Source organism: Nostoc sp., assembly GCF_036917515.1.
GTDB lineage: Bacteria > Cyanobacteriota > Cyanobacteriia > Cyanobacteriales > Nostocaceae > Nostoc.
Genome location: NZ_JBALDE010000129.1, coordinates 15,876 through 36,561, shown reverse-complemented (window position 1 = coordinate 36,561; position 20,686 = coordinate 15,876). Strand labels below are relative to the sequence as shown.

Here is a 20,686-nt window from a genome sequence, read left to right as displayed (position 1 = left end):
TATCCGCAAGCAACTGGAGTACTTCCCTACCTTGCGAGCGGCAATGGAGTATGTTCTGAGTTTAGTGTCCTAACCAACCTGGCGGTTGCTATATTTTGGAAACAATGTCAATTCAGGTCAATGAACGTTATAAACTCAACATTGGAATTAGAAAGAGATTTATTCAATCAGCGAACAGTTATCAGGCGCATGGTGAGGGATTTAAACCCGTCACCAAAGTGTTTTACTTTGTTTGTGGGAGACTAAACCTCACGAACAAAATTGATAACTGATAACTGTAAAATAATTCAACCATAAATATCTAAACCTAAGTAACTCATAGGTTATTGAGGCTTCAGCATGAACAAGAACGCTAAGTTTCAGTTTAATTTTTGCTGCTCATTTTCTCGTTTTTTTCGTTATAGTTTAACTGCGTTACTGGGTGTAGTTTTGTTATCTGATACGGTGGGTGCAAAGGTTAGTGGTTTACAGAACTATTTACCAAAGCGATCGCCAGAAATTCTATTAGATAAATATCAAGATAATTTTCCATCTTTAGAAACTGGGGATAAGCAAGTATTACTGAAAAACTATCAGAATAAACAGAAAATCTATCTTGCACAGCAGCCAACGTCTACCCCGTCGATTCCTTTGAATCCAGAGCAACAAAAGTTATATGAACAGGGAGTAAAGCTGATTCAAGAAGGACAGACATTAGAGAAAAAAGGGACTAGAGAATTTTACAAACAAGCGATAAATAAATACCAACAAGCGTTAAAAATTGCCCAAGAGCTAAAACTGCGTCAAGAGGAAGTTGAGATATTATTTCTTACTGGCAGTGTCTACTACTCTATTTCAGACAAGAAAAATGCCTTAGACTATCTCAATAAAGCATTATAAATATCGCGAGAACTCAAAAAACCTGTATGGGAAGCAAATATACTTGGTGGAATTGGTGCTGTTTACACCAATACTGATGAACCAAGAGAAGCACTCAGTTATTTGCAACAAGCACAGTCAATATTTATAGCCCATCAACAATTTCGTGAATTAGCAATAACTTATGGAGCAATTGCTACCGTTTACAATAAGTTAGGCAATACAAAAGAGGCTCTATATTCTCTGAACAAAGCATTAAAAATCTATCGTGAACCGCTAAAAGACTCATCTGGTGAAGCAGATACTCTCTATAATATTGGCTTTGTCTACTCGATAGCAGGTGAAACTCAAATAGCTATTAATTATTACAAACAAGCCTTAGAAATTGAGCGTAAAAGGAGAGATTTACCAGCACAAGTCAGACTACTTAGTAGTATTGGCGATCTTAAAAGTAAATTGGGTAAACCAGAAGATGCTCTGAAATCTTTAAGAGAAGCATTAGAACTGCATCAACAGGCAGGTTCTAATTTATCTGATAAAGCTAGAACGCTAATGGATATAGGTTTTATCTATGCTTCACAAGGAAATTATCAGACAGCGATTAGTTACTATAACCAAGCTGGAAAACTCTACCATCAAGCAGGAAATACATATTTAGAATCGTTCATTCCCCTTGCGATCGCCAATGTTCACATAAATTTTTCTGGCGATTATCAAAAAGCACTGGAATCTCTAGATGAAGCTCTCAAACTTCAGGAGAATGATCGAGATGGACAAGTTACTACTATTAACGCAAAAGCTGATATTTATGTATCACAAGGTAATTATCAACAAGGATTAGACGAGTATCAAAAATCTTTGACTATTGCACGTTCAATACCAAATCCTAGATCGGAAGCTCATACCCTTAAGAAGATTGCACTAATTTACAAATCTCTAGGCGACTATAACTCAAGTATTGATACTTACAAACAAGTATTAGATATATACAATCAATTTCCAAATAAATCTGAACAAATTCGTACTTTATTATTTATCAGCATGGTTTATCAAACGCAAGAAAAGTACTATGAGGCACTTCCATTTTATGATCGAGCACTATCGCTATTAAGTAAAGATGATTATCAATCTGAAATCCTGATACGTCATGAGATGGCAAAAACGCACAACTTTTTGAAAAATTACACTAAGGCGTTGGAGTTTGCTAACCGTGCATTAGAATTATCACAGCAAAACTCTTTTCGAGAAGAAGTTTCTCTTAATATTCTTGCTAATATATATAGTGCAAAAGGTGAGTATCAAAAATCATTAGATATATTTAAAAAAATTTTGGCGTATTCTCGTAAAGTCGGATTACGTATTCGAGAAGCCCTAATATTAAGTGATATGAGCATAACTTATCACCTACAGAAAAATTTTAACCAGGCTATAGATACGCTCAATGAAGAATTAAAATTATTGCGAACTTTAAAGGATAGCACAGGAGAAGCACAGGCACTTTACCAAATCGCCATCAACCAACGCAATCTCGGAAAACTCGAAGCCGCACTTTCTAACATCCAAACTACAATCAACATTGTGGAAAACATACGCGGTAATGTCCAAAGCGATGAACTGCGTACCTCATACTTCGCTACAGTGCAGAATTACTACAAATTCTACATCGACTTGTTGATGCAACTGCACGAAAAAGACCCTACCAAAGTATGCGAATTCAACATCCAAAACCTCAAAATCAAAGATAGATGTGATGCTGTTGCACTGCATATCAGCGAACGCGCCCGCGCTAGAAGTTTGGTAGAACTTTTAACCGAAGCTAATGCCAAAATTCGTAAAGGTGCAAACCCAGAACTAATACAACAGGAACGTGATTTATTACAAAAACTGGATATAAAACAAAAACTCTTGCAAAATTTAGAGGCAAGTAGTCAAAAAGATCCCATTGCTCAAGCCTCTATTAAAAGATGCCAACAAGACATTGAAAATATCCTTAGCCAATACCGTGAGTTGCAAACTAAAATTCGCACCACTAGCCCAAAATATGCTGCTCTGAAGTATCCCCAACCCTTGAAATTAGACCAAATTCAACAACAACTCGATAAAGATACCATACTATTACAGTATTCTTTGGGTGAACAACGCAGCTATATTTGGGTGGTGACACAAAATTCTCTGTACAGCTACGAACTCACTAAACGCCAAGATATAGAAACAGCCGCACTCGATTTAAAAGCGCGTTTACAAGATATTGCAAACCAGGGAACTTCTCCAGACAATATTCCCATAGCTGGCAAAAAAATTAGTATTACTCAGGCCGCTAATCAACTAAGTAAATTTATTCTTGCACCCGTTACAAAGCATTTAGGTCAAAAACGTTTAGTTGTTGTTGCTGATGGCGTCTTGCAATATATTCCTTTTGCCGCACTGACAATACCACAATCATCTATTAGTCAAAATAATTATCAACCATTGTTGCTAAACCATGAAATTGTCAACTTACCATCAGCATCAACAATTGACATTCTCAGGAAAGAAATCAAAGAACGTAAAGCACCCAAAACCCTTGCTGTTCTAGCTGACCCGGTATTTAGTAAACAAGACGAACGGCTTGCAAACAATTGCCAAAATCCTCAGCCTTTCTTTAGTAACAACGATCAACAATTAATCATAAATCCTCAAAATACTTCTTCTGCTCTCGAACTTGATTTAGAAAAATTCGCCTTAATACGAGCTACGAGAGATATAGATTTGGGCAATATTACACGGCTTAAAAAGACGCGGACAGAGGCTCTAGAAATTATGAAATTTGTGGATGATTCAGAGCAAATACACGCTTTTGATTGTGAGGCCAATTATGCCTGGGCAAGTAACCCAGAACTTAGTCAATATCGCTATCTGCTATTTGCTACTCACGGCATACTCAACGATATTAATCCAGAATTATCAGGGATAGTTCTATCTCTGGTAGACAGAAACGGCAATCCTACTCAAAAACCGTTCCTACAATTGTCCGATTTATTCAATCTCGATTATCCAGCAGAATTAATCGTACTAAGTGCTTGTCAAACTGGGTTGGGTAAAGAGGTCAGTGGAGAAGGATTGGTAGGGTTGACAAGAGGACTAATGTATGCAGGAGCAGCGCGAGTAACCGTCTCTTTGTGGAGTGTAGAAGAAGAAGCAACCTCGAAGTTAATGCGCGAATTTTACAGAGAAATTTTGCAGAATGGCAAAACTCCAGCCGCTGCATTAAGAGCCGCACAACTAGAAATGTGGCGACAGGAAGAGTGGCGCAATCCTTATTCCTGGGCAGGTTTCACGTTATTGGGAGAATGGCGCTAACAAAAAACACTTGTGAAAGCTATTCTACATCTACAAAATTGAAAATTTTGAAATTAGGAGAATCATAAATGAAACGGCAATTTATCTTTCTTGGCGTATCAGGTTTTTTAGGTTTAATGATTTTGGGGATTTGGGCATCTGTTGAAGCAGAATCTCAACCAGTACCGCCAAAGTTTAGCATCGTCAAAAATCTCGCAGGATTTAATTTAGTAATTGACAAAAAACCCATTTCAGCAAGTGATCTCAAAGCCATTGATCAACCACCAGACTCAAGACAAAGTATTGTTGGCAAAGATGACCGTATCGCCATGACTAGCAGAAAAAATCCTTGGTCATCTGTCGGGAAGATTGAAATGTTAGACGCTAACGGTAATGGTTATAGTTGCACGGGTACACTGATATCTGAAAGTGAAATATTAACTAATGCTCACTGCATAGTCAGTCCAGAAACTCATAAAGCTTATCATAGTATTGCGTTTCTACCTAATTTAATTAACGGTGTTTTACGCGATCAAAATGACATTGCTTACGGAACTGATGTTACTATTGGTACAGATTTTCCAACTGGAACGTTAAAAGATTTTGTAGATGACTGGGCTGTTGTTAAACTCAATAAACCTCTTGGGAAAAAATACGGTTATCTAAAATTGAAATCCATACCATCTTTTGACCTGGTAGGAGATACTGAGCAATTTGCCTTAGTTGGTTACTCTGGTGATTTTCCTAATCCCAATAAACAAGGATTTGAAGATTTGACTGCTGGCCAAAGTATGACTGCTGGCGTTCATTTAGGATGTAGTATTCTTAAGCAAAAGGATAACTTACTATATCACAACTGTGATACTACAAAAGGCGCTTCTGGTGGTGCAATTATCGGTCAGATTGGCAGTGATTACTATGTTTTTGCCTTGCATTCTGGTTCGGATAAAGTTAACGGACTATTATTAAACCGTGCTGTTGATATATCACGTATAAGATAAGCTTTGCGAAAATTAGTTGGTCATCAATACTTATCGCAATACTAAATCATTCGTGAAAAGTTAGATCCTCGACTTCTTTGAGAAGTCGGGGATCTGCATACCGTCAATTTGAGGGAAATCAAATAGGATTACTATAGTTACATAGTTAATGACTAGCAAGCTAACAATCTGTAATTTTACAGTTTATGAATAATATTTCGACAAGCAATAATTGGGATACTTCTCTTTACGAAGATAAACACGCCTTTGTTTGGCAATATGGCGAGGACTTATTACAATTACTCAACCCCCAGCCAGGAGAATCGATTTTGGATCTTGGCTGTGGAACTGGGCAACTCACTGATAAAATTGCCCAAACTGGCGCTCAAGTCTGGGGAATTGATAGCGCTCCCGCAATGATAGAAAAGGCAAGAGAAAACTATCCCCATATCCGCTTTGATGTTGCGGATGCGACAAATTTTCAAGTTGAACAGCCCTTTGATGCTGTGTTTTCCAACGCTGTATTGCATTGGGTGAAAGAAGCAGATAGTGCGATCGCTTCCATACATAAATCCCTCAAACCCGGAGGGCGTTTTGTCGTAGAATTTGGGGGTAAAGGGAATGTAAAGGCGATCGTCACAGCTTTATACAGTGCTTTAGAGTCCATTGGTATCCCTCAAGCACAAGTAGAGAATCCTTGGTATTACCCCAGCATTGGCGAATACAGCAGCCTACTAGAACAGCAAGGCTTTGATGTCATTTATGCTATTCTATTTTCTCGCCCAACTCTCCTAACAGACGGAGAAGTAGGTATGGCAAACTGGATTAAAATGTTCGCCAGCACTTTCTTAGCAGGACTTTCACCAGAGCAACAAATACAAATAATTTCCGTCGTCGAGGAATATCTAAAGCCAACACTATATCAACAAGGAACTTGGACAGCAGATTATCGAAGAATTCGCATCGTTGCCATTAAACTTTAATTTGTGCCAACTTTAACTTATGCCTTCATAACAAATTATAAATTAGTATCAGTTATGCATATACCTAAATTGTGCGATCGCCTTTATCCTTGGCGCAGCCATCGCCAAACATCATTTTTATTACTACTAACTATTAGCCTCACCACTTTACTAGTCCCGCCCTCACTAGCGCAAACCCCTTCAATACCGTCGCCTTCTAGTGCGCCTTTAGAACTAGACTTATTGACCAAGCCAAAAGACTATATAATCACAGCTACCACCATTCATCCAGAACGATTAACCGTTCCCAGTTTATGGTGGGCACAACAAAACTCCGAAAAAAAGCTATTGGATAATTGGATCGCATATCCAGCTTCCAAGAAAGAACCTGCACGAGTAGACTTGATCGTGAATCAGCAAATTTGGAGTTTACTAGAGTATATAGAGCGCTACGACTTCGTAAATCGCTTGGGTAGCGCTGCACGGAACTTTGGTTACAACGTCCGGGTATTTAATTATCAAAAAGAACCCTTGGCAACCTACACTTGCAACTTTAGTACAAGTCCAGCTTTATGCAGTATCCAAACCACTATTAAGAACAAGATAGGGTTACAGCGTTCTTTGTAGAAAAAAGGGAGTAGGAAGTGGGGAGCAGGGGGACAAGGGGACAAGGGTGAATTATTGAACAAATCTCTCTCCGAAGTTCTGATGCCTACGGCGGGCTACGCCAACGCCGAAAGCCGGCGCTGGTGACTTCTCTCTTTATCTCCCCTCTCTTCCTTGTCTACCTTGTCTCTTCTCAATGCCCCATGCCCAATTCCCAATTAAACCTTAATTTTAGCGAATAAAGACTCGTATTGTTTTATCGCTGATGCAGGTAAGGGAAGTAAAAATTCACTTTTATCGAAAACTTTGCGATCGCTCTCTAACAAACTCCATAATGGTTCTTGGATATCGGAAGCGGCAATATTTGTAGAAATTGGCGAATTACTTTTAGTCAGCACCGAAATTTCTTTAGCTGTGCTTGGTTGCCAACAAAAATCAATCCATTGATCTGATAAAGTATCCTTAGTAATCCCTGCGGGACGTACCCATAAGTCCGCCCAAATTGCTGTTCCTGACTGGGGGATAACTGCGGCAAGCTGCGGATAACGTCCCAGAATAGGCAATACATCGCTTGACCAACCAACCGCTAACCAAGTGTCTTCTATAATTAGAGGTTCCAAGTAGTGATTGGAACTGTAAAACTTCACCTGTTGGTTTAATATCTGTAATTCCTTTTCCAAGTCTGGTACTTGGTCAAGATTCTCTGTATTATAAGATTTTCCCAGTTTTTTTAAGACCAAACCAATAACTTCTCGTGGTTGATTCAGTAGGGAAATACGCTGCTGTATTCCATCTCGCCACAAATCACTCCAATCTTTGGGTGTCCATCCCAATTTTCGCAACTTGTCACGGTTATAAACAATTACTGTACTACCCCACCTGTAGGGCGCACCCCACACCTTCCCTTGAGTATCCAAAATACCTTGATCGTTACGCGTTACCAATTGTTTCCACTTTTCATCTAAAGTAGACCACTGCTTTAATTGGTTTCCCTGCACTTCTTGGAGTGGTTGAATCAATTTCTGTTCAATAGCTGCTTGTAGCCAGTAATCTCCCAATGTCACTAGGTCTGTGTCAGCTGCTTTTTGACCTTGCCTAAAGGGTATAAAGCGACGCCATCCCTGCTCATCGTTGGTTTTTGGCTTCTGCTGCCAATTTTGTAATTGCTGAAATAAATCCTGTATATGCCCAACTGGAGTAAACTTTAACTGCGCCCGTTGTTGCAAACCTTTGTGGAACTGATTCACAACCTGACCAGGTATAGAACCTTTTAATAACTGTACTTTTAGTTGCGTCTGCTTGTTTCCACCACAGCCAAAAAGCAGTTGTGAAAGTACCAGTGTGCTTGTACCTAGCAAAAAAGACCGTCGATCCATTGATTTTGGATTTTGAGATTTTTGATTATACCTAATATTAAGCAGAGATTCAGCAGTGACCGACTAGCTGAAAAAGTGGATGTGGAGAATTATCGGTATTTTTTTGATAATACGAGTAATTTTGAGCATTTGACTCAAATTAGCTGTTTTTTGGCAAATTTCTCTCTAAAGATTAATTTTTATCCATAAATTTACTTAGTGGTACTTATGGTGAAACCTTACTTATATTTAGAAGTAATGATTTAAATGTCACATTTCCACCAAAAATTATCAATACTTAAATAATCCATAAGTATCGTTAAGGTTGAGAGTAAATTGAATAACATAGAGAAAATGTACAAATAAAGGTATTAAATGGAGCTATTACAGCAGCAGATCCTGACTTTAAGCCAAAAGCTGGATGACCTGTGCCAAGTAATTGAGCAGCTTGATGGTAAAGTGACTCAAACTTTCTCAGAGTGTTCTTTAGCGAATACACAAGCAAAGGATAATTGCCAACAAAATGGCGCGGCTGGAGGCTACCAGTTTAAAGGACGCAACAATTTAAATTCAGAAATGGAACACAAGGATGTGTTGACAGATGGCATTTATCTAGATACGCATTGTCAAGCTGGAGATAATATAACACCAGAAATTCAAATACAACGACTGACAGCGCAATTAACAGCAGCGTACAATCGTATTGCAGCTTTAGAAGAACAATTAGTTAGAGAGAGAATTCACTAAATTTAACTTGAAGTTCAACAAATTAAAAAAATAGGTTGAGGTAGTTATGACAAGCCTTTAGGTTTAATATCAGATGATGGTTTTATGAGTATATACTTAGATAAAAGTAAGTAATCCAGCCATCAAATTGATAAAAAAGTTAAACACACTATTACATATCTTTACGTAATAGTGTGATATATCTACCCATAGGTTTTTAGTAAATACCTCACTATGAAACAAAAAAAAACAACCCTAAGACTGGTGTCGTTAGGGTATTGTATGGTTTAAAAACCAAGATTTTTTTATTAATCTGCGTTTTTCTCATTAGCGTTTTTAGTATCTTGTTATCAAATTGGTTGATGACAAGCCAGACAGCTTTCGCAAAAATTGATCTTTTACAACCTGCTCCGACCCAACCGTTAGGTTATTACGACTATTTCGGCAAACTGCTGAGTCCTCAAGAAGCATCACAACTAGTTGCAAATAAGGGACTCAATCCTAATAACCCCATTTCCTATCAACGGGTAGGGGCAGTTAAAATTACTAAGGAATTAATTGCCCAAGGTGAAGATATATTCTTCAATCGAAAGATTGGCGACATATTTGGTTTGCAAGGAGTATTCGGTTTTGGACTTGGCATTGCTAAAATTTTGCCAGAATTACAGACAGCAATAGTTAAGTTGCAAGGTCAGCCTACAACAAACTTAAAAATTGTTCTTCAGAAGGATATAGCATTAGGTAGTCGAACTTTTCCCAAAGGAACTGTCATTAATACAGGCTTAAAAATGGAAAAGGGAGGGACTTTTCCTATTGGACTAGGAATCACACCCAAGATTGATGTTAGCTGTGCTGCTTGCCATGTATCTCTTTCAAATAAGGGTGAACGTCTTTTGGGAGTACCTAATGGCGAAATTGCTACGCCCTTGTTAGTTGCCTTATCACCAAATACAGCCGCAGGATTTGCACGATTAAACTTCAACCCTCTAGAACCACAATACCAAGGTAACGGTAAAACTATTATTGACAGTAAAGGTGATAAAGTAAAATTACCTGATCCTGAAAAGTTTGAAAAAGCTTTTGATGATGCCGTATTAGATGTGCCTTTTGGTAATTTTGAGAGTTCTTCAGATAGTATCAACAATACTACTCAAATTCCTAGCATATTTACATTTAAGAATCATCCTTATTTCCTTGATGGACAGTTTGCTGTGGGGCCATTTGCGGGACTCAGTGCTGTCAGCAACGGTGTTCATTCTTCAGAAAACAATCTGTTAGCAGCTGCTCAACTGAGTAGAGAAACCCTTGGCATTGATCCAGAAGTTTATATTGGTACATTACTGCAAAATGCTGCCGTTAAGAGCCTACGTTTACCAGAAGGAGTCATAGTAAAACCCTCTGAATGGCTGCGGGGGGTAATTGCACCAAATCCTACACAGGCAGAATTAGAAGACCAAATTCCTGCTTCTAGCACAGGAACTTATCCAAACCTGCGCCCTAGTTTGTTTACTTACAACGGTTTAGTTTTTAGCCCAAATACTCAAAAGCCTGGAGATATTGCTAGTGGCACTTTCTTATTTGCTGACAATGCTATGTCTGCTTTCCAAAATAGCTTAGTACCACCTGCCAACCAGACTTCGGAAAACTGGCAAGCGTTGACTAGCAATTCTGTTAAACGTGGCGCAAAAATATTTGAAAAAGCTAATTGTGCAACTTGCCATATTCCACCATTCTTCACTGACAACAAAATTCATCCAATAGATGAAATTCATACTAACCCAGCTCGTGCCCAATCTCGCTTGGGGCTGAATAAATTGTTAGTACCACCCAAGTTATACACTTTTAACACTCCCGTTCCCATACCTGCTAAAGCTGAAGTGCTGGATGTACCAACGCAGGGTATCTCTGATGCTCCCACAACTCTACCCAAAGGTATATTGCCAAAAGGTGGTTATAAAACTACTAGCTTGCGTAGTCTTTATTTAAGCGCACCATATTTACATGATGGTGGTGCAGCAGTACGGGCAGGAAGCTTGAAAGTTGACTCAAATGGTGGTTTCACAGTCGTTAACAAGAGTGGTTTAGGGCTATCTGGCACTCTCACCCAAGGTATACCTGCCGATCCTGCTAGCAGCTTGCGTGCCTTGGTTGATCGCGATCTTCGTGCTTTAGTTGTGAAAGCTAACAAAGCTAACCCTGCTTTAGTGCGTAGTAACCTTGATGGCACAGGTCATTACTTCTATGTAGATAGACAGTCTGGGTTTAATTCCAACCAGCAAGCAGACCTGATAAATTTCTTGCTAGCACTTGATGACAATCCTGGAAGTTTTTAATCAAGCTACGGTTGATATCATATTCTAATACCAAGTTTTCTAGTGATACATCATGAAGGCGACTTGGTATTACTTTAAGTAAGAGTAAGATGGTAAGCATAACTCAATTTAGATCGGAAATGCACTGTAAACCTTACAGATAGATACGTTTATGAGACTGCTTCTGGGAAGCTAGTGCTTGCTTTCGCTTTGTCCACCAGCCAAAACCAAGAGCAACTAATGAGCCACTTACTGTATAAGGTTCGGGAACAGGACGTGGAATGACAACACTAAAGCTGCCATAAGCTACGTTGCTTGAAAGCTCTGAATAACCTTCATCCAAACTACTGTAAAATACGTTAATGTTACCATTTCCGTCTTCCCCGCTTCCAGAAACCAGGTAAGAAAAACCGTTCTTGGTTAACAACGGCGTACTTGTATTTAAAAAATTATCATTGATTCCATATATACCTGGTGAAAGCAGCCCGATGATTGTCTCAGTAATTCCTTGGGCTGTTCTTGTCCCAGTTATTCCTGTGATTGTGTAATTGTTTTTTATCGGATCTAGCTCGGTGGTTGTAAGGGTGCCGCTAGCAGAAATCGCTGTACCATTTGCTTCATAACTGGGAAAAGAGTACTGAAAATCAAATAGTTGTACAGCTTGGACTGAAGAAGATGCACCGACACAAGTGATACTTATAACAGCACTGACGGTAGCGATAACAAGATTTTTGACTAATTCCATCAGATAATTCTCCTGAAAAACTAGAAGGTTAAGAAAGTTGTATATAGCAATCCTATTTGATTTGCTCTCCACTTAAAGGCTCAGAACCTCGAACTTCTTCAAGAAGTTGAGGTTCTTTTTGTTCATAACTCCTGCACGGATTACTATAGTTGAAATTGCTAGAAAGACGATCTTACGTACAGACACGCAGAAAAGACCTCTCCTTGGTTTCATTACGTAAAATCGTCCCTCTCCGACTTGCAGAAGGACAGACTTTCATCTTTAATTCAAGGCAATACTTAGCCGTTCAAGTTGGGCTTCAATAGCTGCTAAAAGTTGGTATTGCTGCCAATCTTGGCTAAGATGGGCGGCTATGCAAGCGGCTCCAGCACCCATACCTTCTTTGACAAAGCCTTGCTCATAAGCTCTCAGTTGGGGATAACGAGAATCAGCAAAGCTCAGATGAGTTGCTAATAGAGGAGGGGTTTCTCCACTTGGAGTTAAGCTGTTTTTTCCTAAGTTAAGAGCTAAGTCAACTGTAGCGCCAGTAGGATCTTCAGCCACCCAGCGGGTTGTGCCTACAACTACTGCTTCTGGTTGCCATGATAAGGCGTAAGCTTGAGCGATCGCACTCATCAACGCATAAACAGCCAACATTTGCGTCCCTCCAGCCAGCATTACACCACAACTACGGCTAGCAGCGATCGCCATCCCAGCTACCACCACCTGCATCGGATCGCCCACGGCAGCGACAAGTTGTAAAGGATCTATAGAATTTTGAATTTGAGATTGAAAGTTTATCTCCCCCTGCCCCCTACTCCCCCTTAATTTCTCCAGTCCAGCTTGTACTAGTGCCCACTTTTGCGCGTGGTTACAAACGGGGTGGCTACTGTTAACTTTTCCAGCAGCATCTATACCTAAACCAGTTAAGATTGCCAGGGCAGTTGTAGTACCACCGACGACGCACTCACCGATAATCAGATATCCCTGTTGGATATTGGCAGCTAGGCGTTCTCCCCAAAGTAGCCCTTGTTCAAACAAGTGGTGTATTGTTGTAATTTCCATCGCAGCACCTCCACTTAAACACTTAGCAGCAGCGCCACCCAAATCAATTACTGGCACAGCAGGAGGCTGGGGTAAACCAGCATTAAATAAATGAACTGGTATCTTTAGTGACTCAAAGACAGCGCGAGAAATCAGCACAGGTGAAGCCCCAGCCGCCAATGGTGGTAGGGGATATTGGGCTTTATGTTCTGGGCCATAATACAAAAATTCCGCATCGGCACAAGCAGTATATTTCCGATCATCTGGAGTACGACCAGCTGCTGAAATCTCTGGAATTAAACCAGTTTCAGTAAATCCTAAAACACAAGCAAATACAGGTAGACAACCACGATACCGTCGTAGCCATTGTTTACCCTGTTCTTTTCGAGTATAAATACGAATTTGGGAATTGGGCATGGGGCATTGATTATTAGTTAGAACCGATCATTTAACCAATGACCAATGACAAATGACAAATGACTAATAATTATCCTTCATAATCCATGAGAACTTGTACCCAGTGTGGTGGGCGGGGAATCGGGTTGCCCAGGCGGTCAAAAAGCAACCATGCTGCCAGGTGTACCACAAAAAGGTAGATAAAGTTGTTGAGTATAATTAAAGCGATCGCTCCTACTTGAATCAAAAATACACTGGGACTCGTCAACAAACTCAAGTTAAAAAATACCCACTCAATGAACTCAGTCACCTGGCTAATCACATAAATCCACAGGTCTTCACCCGACAAAACAGACAGCAACCACAGCCGAAAAAAGACTCCTAAAGTGCCCAATAGCGTACCCAAAGTAATAGAAACAATCCAGGGAACACGACGACACCACGTAGCGCCCAAAAGCACGCCCATGAACCCGTAGGGCATGACAAACAGCAAACTGCGGGCTGGCCCCATCAGTACCGTTAGCAGTAACCCAGAGGTGAGTGCTGCCATCCATGCCGCACGTTTGCCCCGACGCAGATAAACTAAAGCGATCGGCACCGGAAAAAATATTCGTAAAACTGGGCCCAAGGGAAAGTAAAAATTAATAAACCAAATTAAGCTAGCGGTACTGGCTAAAAATGCTGTTTCCACCATCCTCAAGGGTGCATCAGCCTTGATTTTAGGAGGCATTAACTGCTGTTCTTTATCTAACCAATGATTCTGAGGAGTTGGAGATTCAGAGGATGGATCTTCCTCCGGTTCATCTGGGAGAGAATCTAAAATACTCATATCTGACAAGTTTTTAAACGATCATTCTTTCTAAGGCTGACAAATCGGGAATACAAATAGTGTCTTGATCCCGTTTAATCAAGCCTTTTTTTTCTAGCCTTGTCAATACTCGTGTCACCGTTTCTCGCGCCAGTCCGCTCAAACTACTCAATTCCCGATGAGGTAAATTGGGAATTTCGGTTCCGGTTTGCCCTTTTTTTCCCTGTCCTTCTGCCAAAAATAACAACGTATCTGCTACCCTAGACTGACTATCAGATTCCCGCAACCGCAATCGGCGATTTACTTGCCGCAAACGTCGTGCCATTAGTTGCGCCAATCGAACTCCCGCCAAGGGTTCTATCTGAAGTAATTTGACAAAATCCTGAGCAGGCATACTACCAATTACCGTCGGGGCTAAGGTAATCACATCCGTGGATCGAGGTGCTTCATCTAGCGCCGCCATTTCACCAAATAATTCACCTTTGCCAATAATATTTAGCGTTACCTCTTTTCCTTCCAAATTGTAGGTGCGAATTTTTACCCATCCATCCATAATAAAATACACAGAGCCACCCCAGTCATTTTCCAGTAGAATCACTTGATTGGCTGGGTGAGTGCGGGTAACAAGATGGATGAGGGCTGATTCCACAGCAGTTTCTGGCAACCCTTGAAAAAAGGGAGCAGAGGCGATCATCCAGGAATTAGCCTGTGCTTGCAAGCTATATCGATCTTCCATTACGACATCTTTAATTCAAGCTGCTATGTACACACAAAAAACAGGAGCGCCATTTGTAGCCTAAGCTATCATTGCACAGCTCCTTTCCAAAGAAAAAACTAAACTATGCTACACAAGAAAGCGATAAGAAGTTTTTCTAAATAATCTTTATCTATAAGTTTAAAGGGGTAAGAGTTTTGCAAAAAGTAGTTTATAGCCGACGGTTGTATTACTTAGGGGCTAGCTGCACTGCAACTTAATTAGTTATGAATATAGGCAAACAACATTAATGATACTAAAGGGAGTAAATTATTGCTCAGGTATTTTAGCGATTTTCAAAAATAGGCAATTAATGACCTGCAAAATTAGGCTTTTCGAGCAAAGGCTGTCTGAAGAGGACAAGGAGAGGGGGAGACAAGGGGATGGGGGGACAAAGAGAAACTTTTTCCTTGTTTTCTTTGATGATTGAAGATTGCCACGACTCCCAGTAATCCATAACATAATGACAGTCACAAGTCCAAGCAGCGGCTTTGGCCACTCAAAACTTATCCTATGGTCGACGCTGCGCCTAGCAAGATCCCCATAGGAGTAGGGTGATTGTAAAGTAATTGTCACATTAGTTGACATACATTTCTAGATAAGGTGACAAAAGTGACTTTTAGTACAGATGAAATTCAAAAGCTGATCGCAGACATTGACAACTTACTTGCCAGCAGTGGCAAGCGCCTGTCTAGATTTCTGTCTGGTCAGGCACAAGAGCCTAAAGAAGTTTTAGAGCGAATTCGCGACTTCTTGGTAAGATTACAAGAAAAAGAAGCATTAGAGAGCGATATCCCAAATCAGTCTTCTGAAGAACCGCGTTCGCCCTTGGCGTTGGCAAAGCCATCGCCTTTGTTAACAAAATTTATTGATCGCGATTATAACCAGTATCCACTACCGCAGCCCGAACTCAGTCAGGAACCGAGTACTATTAGCGCCGGACAATTAAATAATGAATTTTCGAGATTGATTGAGCCGTTGCGATCGGAATTAGAATTGCTTTTGCAAGAGCGAGCCACTCTCATACAGGAAATTCGGCAGCTAGAGCAAAAGCGATTGCAAAACTACTCCTTAGCGCAGCAGTTGACAAACCAAGAACAAATGATTACCGAGTTTTTACAGGTACTCATGAGTCGCCTTGTGCCAACTTTAACACCACTAATTGGACAGACGAGGGAAAATTCCGCCAGTTCTTCAGCAGGTGTTAATTACGCAACCTCTGCAAATCAATCTTTATTAAAATCCTCTGACGATGTGGAGCGGTTAACCCAGTTAGCTAGGGAGTTAGATCAACGCCTCTTATCACTAGATGGGACGGTGAATGTAGTCTTTGAAGCACTACAGCGCAATATTAATACTTATTACGAATCCCTGTCACAAGCACTGGCAAGAATGCATAGCAAGGGGATGCAAGGCGAACAGCTCATGGCCAGCTTTGTCAACAATTTGACCCAGCATTTGCAGCAAGAATCCCCTAGTTCGCAGTCATCTTTGCTGGAAGGAGAATCTGAAACACTACCATCATTGACTGAACCAGCCGAGATCGCTACTGGAGTTGCACCCCAACCATTGGAGCTTATACAACCAGAAACTTCATCTCCACTCACAATTGAGCAACAGGAGACTACCCTCACAGAGGATCTAGATGCAGTACTGTTGCAGCTTGGTGTAGACTCATCTGAATATTCTCAAACCCCGACTGAATTACCGCAAGATATTTCTACGGAAATTGGTGATGAAGTAGACCAACTTTACGCCAGTTTGTTTGATGCTGGTGACGTTAATAATCCAAGCCTTGATGTTCCCATAAATGACTCTCCTTCTACAGCTTCTCCATCACCGTTGAACATCACACAGACCCCGCCTGTCTCTCCAATCATCGATTCTGCGGTTGTGGCTCCAGATACAGGTCTTTCAACCCAAAAGACTTTAGGAGAAACCACAGATTTATTAGAGCCACAGGAAAAACTATTTTTTGAAGAGGATACCGATCCAGACTCACCTCTTAGCTTCTCTATTCCACAAATAGACAGTTTGCCAGTACAAATTGGCACTAAGCCAGCTAATGTTGATACAATTAATACTCTAACTGATTTATTGCCTGATGCAGATAGTGAACTGCAACTGCTGGAAGTCTCATCTTCTGTCGATAATGGCATAACTACAGCAACTGATCTATTGCCTGATGCCGATAATGCCACAACCACAGCACCAGTTACTCCAGAAGTAGCAGAAATTGCCTTGGCAAAGCCTACCGTTCGCGAAGCGGATGCACCAGAAAGTATCGCCACATCTGAAGTATTAATTAACAATGATCGCTCTGAACTGTCTTCAGATAACTACATTGCTGCTTCACCCCAAGAAAACTTACTTTCTATTGAGTCAAACCAGTCTCCAGCCGTACCAGATATTTCTTTAGATGAAGAACAGTTGCAGCAATTAGATCGGGATTTGGTTAATTTTGATCGGCAGCTAAATTCTGAGTCGCAGCCAGATAACAACTTGGATGTTTTTTCGGAACAACTTGATAACATTCAAGACACAATCCCCACAACTTCCCCTGAAAATCTCCAAATAGCAGAGAATACATCCGCTGGTGCTTTCTCCAGTTTGGCAGTTCCCCAGGTAGAAACTGAAAAAAAAAAGGAAGTCACAACTCCTATTCCAGAAAGTTATTTACCTCCAATTGCTAACTCCATAAATAATACAGAAGTTTCACCCAATATTCTAGAATCACTCTGGTATTTAGGAATTGATTTAGGTACAACAGGAATTTCCGCCACATTATTAAATCGCTCGACTTTTGTTGTACATCCTATCTACTGGTCAGCAGAAAATCCGCCGGGAACAAGTTCCTTTCAGCAATCGTTTCGTTTACCAACAGAGGTTTATCTGCCTATAGCGTCTGTACCCCACGGTGAAAACGAAACTATCGAGACACAGGAGCAGACAGCACCTGCGGCTGTTGCTCAAGATAAAGTGCCCGATCGCTCGACCACCACTCCTGCAACACCGAAATCAACAGCAGCTCCGACGAAAAATAATTTTTACTCGGCGCAGTTGAAGCCCTATTTACAAGTAGCTATTCCTTACAAGAGTGAACGACAGAAATGGGAACCTGTTTTACAATTAAATGAATTTTCAGCAGGGCCTTTGATTTGGGTTGTGCGATCGCTCTCTAAATTACTATTAACCCTCAAATCCGAAAAAACAAGTACCACCCCTAGTTTAATGGCTGCTGCTGTTGGGATCAGCGAACAAGATTTTCCCCAGATTATCAATAATATTGCAGGTGTAATTTGCAGCTGTCCATCTAACTGGTCGGAACAATACCGCTTTAACGTGCGGGAAGCTTTACTCACTAGCAAACTTATTCAACATCCGCAGCAAGTCTTTTTTGTCGAAGAAGCGATCGCTAGTCTACTTTCGGAACTTGATGCTGCTAATGGTGATCAGGTAAAATTAAGCGATGCTCAAGGTTCTCATCCAGCCAAAACTAGCGAACATCCCATTGTTGGCAACACCCTTGTGATTAACATTGGGACAACTGCTACAGAAATGTTGCTGGTGAATCTACCAGAAACCTTGCAGCAATTGACATACAATGATTTCATGCTTCACAGTTTTGCTTATGCTGGCAAGGGTATTGAACAAGATATTATCTGCCAGCTGCTATTGCCACCGAAATCTCGGCAATCACGCTTAGAAACACCAAGCGATGCCTGCGGTGGGCTACACCTACGCAAAACTACCACGAGTAATCCTTGGCAATGGCAACCGTCAATTCCCGGTTTAGACCAAATGCATTGGCAGACTTTAGGGTTGGAAGAATTACAACTACCCAGAGTTGGAGAACCAGATATCACGGCTCGAATTCGTCTCCAACAGCGTCTAGAAAGCTCTCTACTAGGACAGGCGGTATTAGATGCAGCATTAGCCTTAAAACTAATTTTGCAACACCAAGACTCTTTTACCCTGGAATTGGCCGATCAGCGGTGGGTTTTGCAGCGACGAGACTTAGAAAGCCAGGTATTTATCCCCTTTGTGCGCCGCCTGAACCGAGAACTTAACAAGTTATTGGTAGCTCGTGGTATCCCCACAGAAGCTATTAATCAAGCTATCCTGACTGGTGGAGTGGCTTGTGTCGGGACGGTGAATCGCTGGTTACGCCAAAAACTTCCCAGCACTAAGATTATTCAAGATTTATATCTCGGCGAAAATGGCGCTCCCAATTGCAGTCGGGTTGCTTATGGTTTGGCGATGCTGCCTCTGCATCCCCAGATTTTAGATATACCCAGGCAACAATACACTGATTATTTCTTGTTTACAGAATTGTTGCGACTGCTACCAGACCGTCCCTTATCTTTTGGTGAAGTTATCCAGTTATTTGAGGGTCGTGGAATTAATACTTGCACTTGTCAGCAACGGTTGCTGGCTTTTTTGGAAGGTGAACTGCCTTCCGGTTTGATACCTTCAGTCACAGAATCAACCTGGCTTACCCAGAGTTCGCAAGAAAATCCTGACTACCAGGCGATCGCCACAGCACCACTTTTTGAAAAACAAGGGAATCTGACTTATCGTCCCAATTCTCAACAACTGTTGTCTTTGCGTCGCTATCTAGATGCAATCAAGGCTAGTAATCAGCAATCACTGGAGGAACCATATACGGTGAATTTCGTCTTAGAGGTTGATCGTTGAGACTAGTACATCACGCTAGAAATAAGAATATTACTCAAAATTCCAAATGCTCATAACGTAAGCATTTGGAATTTTTCAAAAAGACGGAATTAAAAATTAAAAATCAAAAATTAAAAATGAATACAGCGTAAGCGTTTCATTGATTTGGAATAGGTGGTTTATTTACGCCGTATTTTATCAGTAATAATACTTTATCTCAGTAATTTTTTGGATGTGTACAATTTTAGTATCTTTATTTATCAGATGACGAAAATACTGTATATTTACAATCTATCAGTTGAATTGAAAGAGTCTGTAAATTTTGAATTTTTGGTTTTTATATTGGTTAAAATTATGTGTGGATTCACACCCAGTAGTAGCGACAACAAACAGTAGTAAAAATCGCCTAAAAATTATGTCTATGTCTACACTACTAATGTAAAAATTCCTGTTATCAAACTAAGTTATCCCTTGTGAATAATCTTTATCTTTATTCAGTTAATTATTGGCAACAGCCTTCACACCCGTCAACGTTAAGCATAAGAAAACGATTAATTGACATTGTTGGAGCCATTGTCGGGCTGATTTTTACATTTCTAATAGCAATTCCCGTAGCAATTGTTACCTTTATTCATGAACCAAGTCCAATATTTTATTCCCAAATTCGCTGTGGTTTAAACGGAAAAACTTTCCGCATCTGGAAATTCCGCTCCATGATAGTCGATGCTGATCAACTCAAGCATTTAGTTGAGAATCAAGCCAAAGGTCATATTTTTAAATCCATTGACGATCCTCGCATTACTCCTATTGGGAAATTTTTGAGGCGTACTAGCTTGGATGAATTTCCTCAATTTTGGAATGTTTTGTTAGGGGACATGAGTTTAGTTGGTACTCGTCCACCTACTCCGGATGAAGTCAGTAATTACGATCCACACCACTGGGATAGATTGCGAGTCAAACCAGGAATTACTGGAGAATGGCAAGCTAACGGACGTTCTAGCATTACCGACTTTGAAACCATTGTCAAAATGGATATGGATTATCAACACAAGTGGTCTGTAACTTATGACCTGAGTCTGATTATTAAGACTATCTGGGTGGTATTTAAAAAGACTGGTGCTTATTGAATTTATTATTAGTCATTAGTCATTAGTTTTTCTCCAGGT

At 40.5% G+C, this 20,686-nt stretch carries 14 protein-coding genes; 9 read left to right on the top strand and 5 right to left on the bottom strand.

All coding sequences use genetic code 11. The features are described 5' to 3' along the window. Positions 1–339: 339 nt before the first annotated feature. The 5 genes from V7K89_RS16765 (at position 340) to V7K89_RS16745 (ending at position 6,745) form a co-directional block, all read left to right on the top strand. On the top strand, positions 340–879 hold the full coding sequence (locus tag V7K89_RS16765; RefSeq protein WP_335188995.1) for a tetratricopeptide repeat protein: 540 nt from the start codon (positions 340–342) through the stop codon (positions 877–879). Continuing rightward, complete coding sequence (locus tag V7K89_RS16760; protein WP_335188999.1) at positions 880–4,197, top strand: CHAT domain-containing tetratricopeptide repeat protein; 3,318 nt, start codon at positions 880–882, stop codon at positions 4,195–4,197. A gap of 68 nt (positions 4,198–4,265) precedes the next feature. Then, on the top strand, positions 4,266–5,177 hold the full coding sequence (locus V7K89_RS16755) for a trypsin-like serine peptidase (RefSeq protein WP_335188993.1): 912 nt from the start codon (positions 4,266–4,268) through the stop codon (positions 5,175–5,177). Positions 5,178–5,362: 185 nt separating this feature from the next. After that, a complete protein-coding gene (locus V7K89_RS16750) occupies positions 5,363–6,139 on the top strand; it encodes a class I SAM-dependent methyltransferase (RefSeq protein WP_335188991.1) in 777 nt (258 codons plus the stop codon). Between the two features lie 54 nt (positions 6,140–6,193). Next, positions 6,194–6,745, top strand: a complete 552-nt coding sequence (locus V7K89_RS16745; RefSeq protein WP_335188989.1) for a hypothetical protein — start codon at positions 6,194–6,196, stop codon at positions 6,743–6,745. Between the two features lie 197 nt (positions 6,746–6,942). Here the strand turns inward: V7K89_RS16745 and V7K89_RS16740 are convergent, their stop codons facing one another. Next, positions 6,943–8,100 (bottom strand): extracellular solute-binding protein, encoded by a 1,158-nt coding sequence (locus V7K89_RS16740; RefSeq protein ID WP_335188987.1) that lies wholly within the window; start codon positions 8,098–8,100, stop codon positions 6,943–6,945. Between the two features lie 354 nt (positions 8,101–8,454). Here V7K89_RS16740 and V7K89_RS16735 point away from each other — a divergent pair, with 354 nt between their 5' ends. Together V7K89_RS16735 and V7K89_RS16730 are read left to right on the top strand one after the other, a co-directional pair. Continuing rightward, entirely contained in the window at positions 8,455–8,826 is a 372-nt protein-coding gene (locus V7K89_RS16735; protein ID WP_335188985.1) for a hypothetical protein, read from the top strand. A 341-nt stretch (positions 8,827–9,167) separates the two neighbouring features. Further along, positions 9,168–11,138, top strand: a complete 1,971-nt coding sequence (locus V7K89_RS16730) for a di-heme oxidoredictase family protein (RefSeq protein WP_335188983.1) — start codon at positions 9,168–9,170, stop codon at positions 11,136–11,138. 133 nt (positions 11,139–11,271) lie between these two features. On the opposite strand, the gene V7K89_RS16725 is transcribed toward V7K89_RS16730, so the two are convergent. The 4 genes from V7K89_RS16725 to V7K89_RS16710 form a co-directional block, all read right to left on the bottom strand. Beyond that, complete coding sequence (locus V7K89_RS16725) at positions 11,272–11,862, bottom strand: PEP-CTERM sorting domain-containing protein (RefSeq protein WP_335188981.1); 591 nt, start codon at positions 11,860–11,862, stop codon at positions 11,272–11,274. Between the two features lie 261 nt (positions 11,863–12,123). Next, on the bottom strand, positions 12,124–13,302 hold the full coding sequence (gene cobT / locus V7K89_RS16720; RefSeq protein WP_335188979.1) for a nicotinate mononucleotide-dependent phosphoribosyltransferase CobT: 1,179 nt from the start codon (positions 13,300–13,302) through the stop codon (positions 12,124–12,126). Positions 13,303–13,372: 70 nt separating this feature from the next. Next, the gene (locus tag V7K89_RS16715) at positions 13,373–14,110 is read right to left on the bottom strand and encodes a DUF2232 domain-containing protein (protein WP_335188977.1); all 738 of its coding nucleotides are present in this window, start codon (positions 14,108–14,110) and stop codon (positions 13,373–13,375) included. A 13-nt stretch (positions 14,111–14,123) separates the two neighbouring features. Beyond that, a complete protein-coding gene (locus V7K89_RS16710; protein WP_292865967.1) occupies positions 14,124–14,825 on the bottom strand; it encodes a Crp/Fnr family transcriptional regulator in 702 nt (233 codons plus the stop codon). 630 nt (positions 14,826–15,455) lie between these two features. Here V7K89_RS16710 and V7K89_RS16705 point away from each other — a divergent pair. Further along, positions 15,456–19,541, top strand: a complete 4,086-nt coding sequence (locus tag V7K89_RS16705; RefSeq protein WP_335188975.1) for a hypothetical protein — start codon at positions 15,456–15,458, stop codon at positions 19,539–19,541. 452 nt (positions 19,542–19,993) lie between these two features. Then, entirely contained in the window at positions 19,994–20,647 is a 654-nt protein-coding gene (locus V7K89_RS16700; protein ID WP_335188973.1) for a sugar transferase, read from the top strand. Positions 20,648–20,686: the final 39 nt, after the last annotated feature.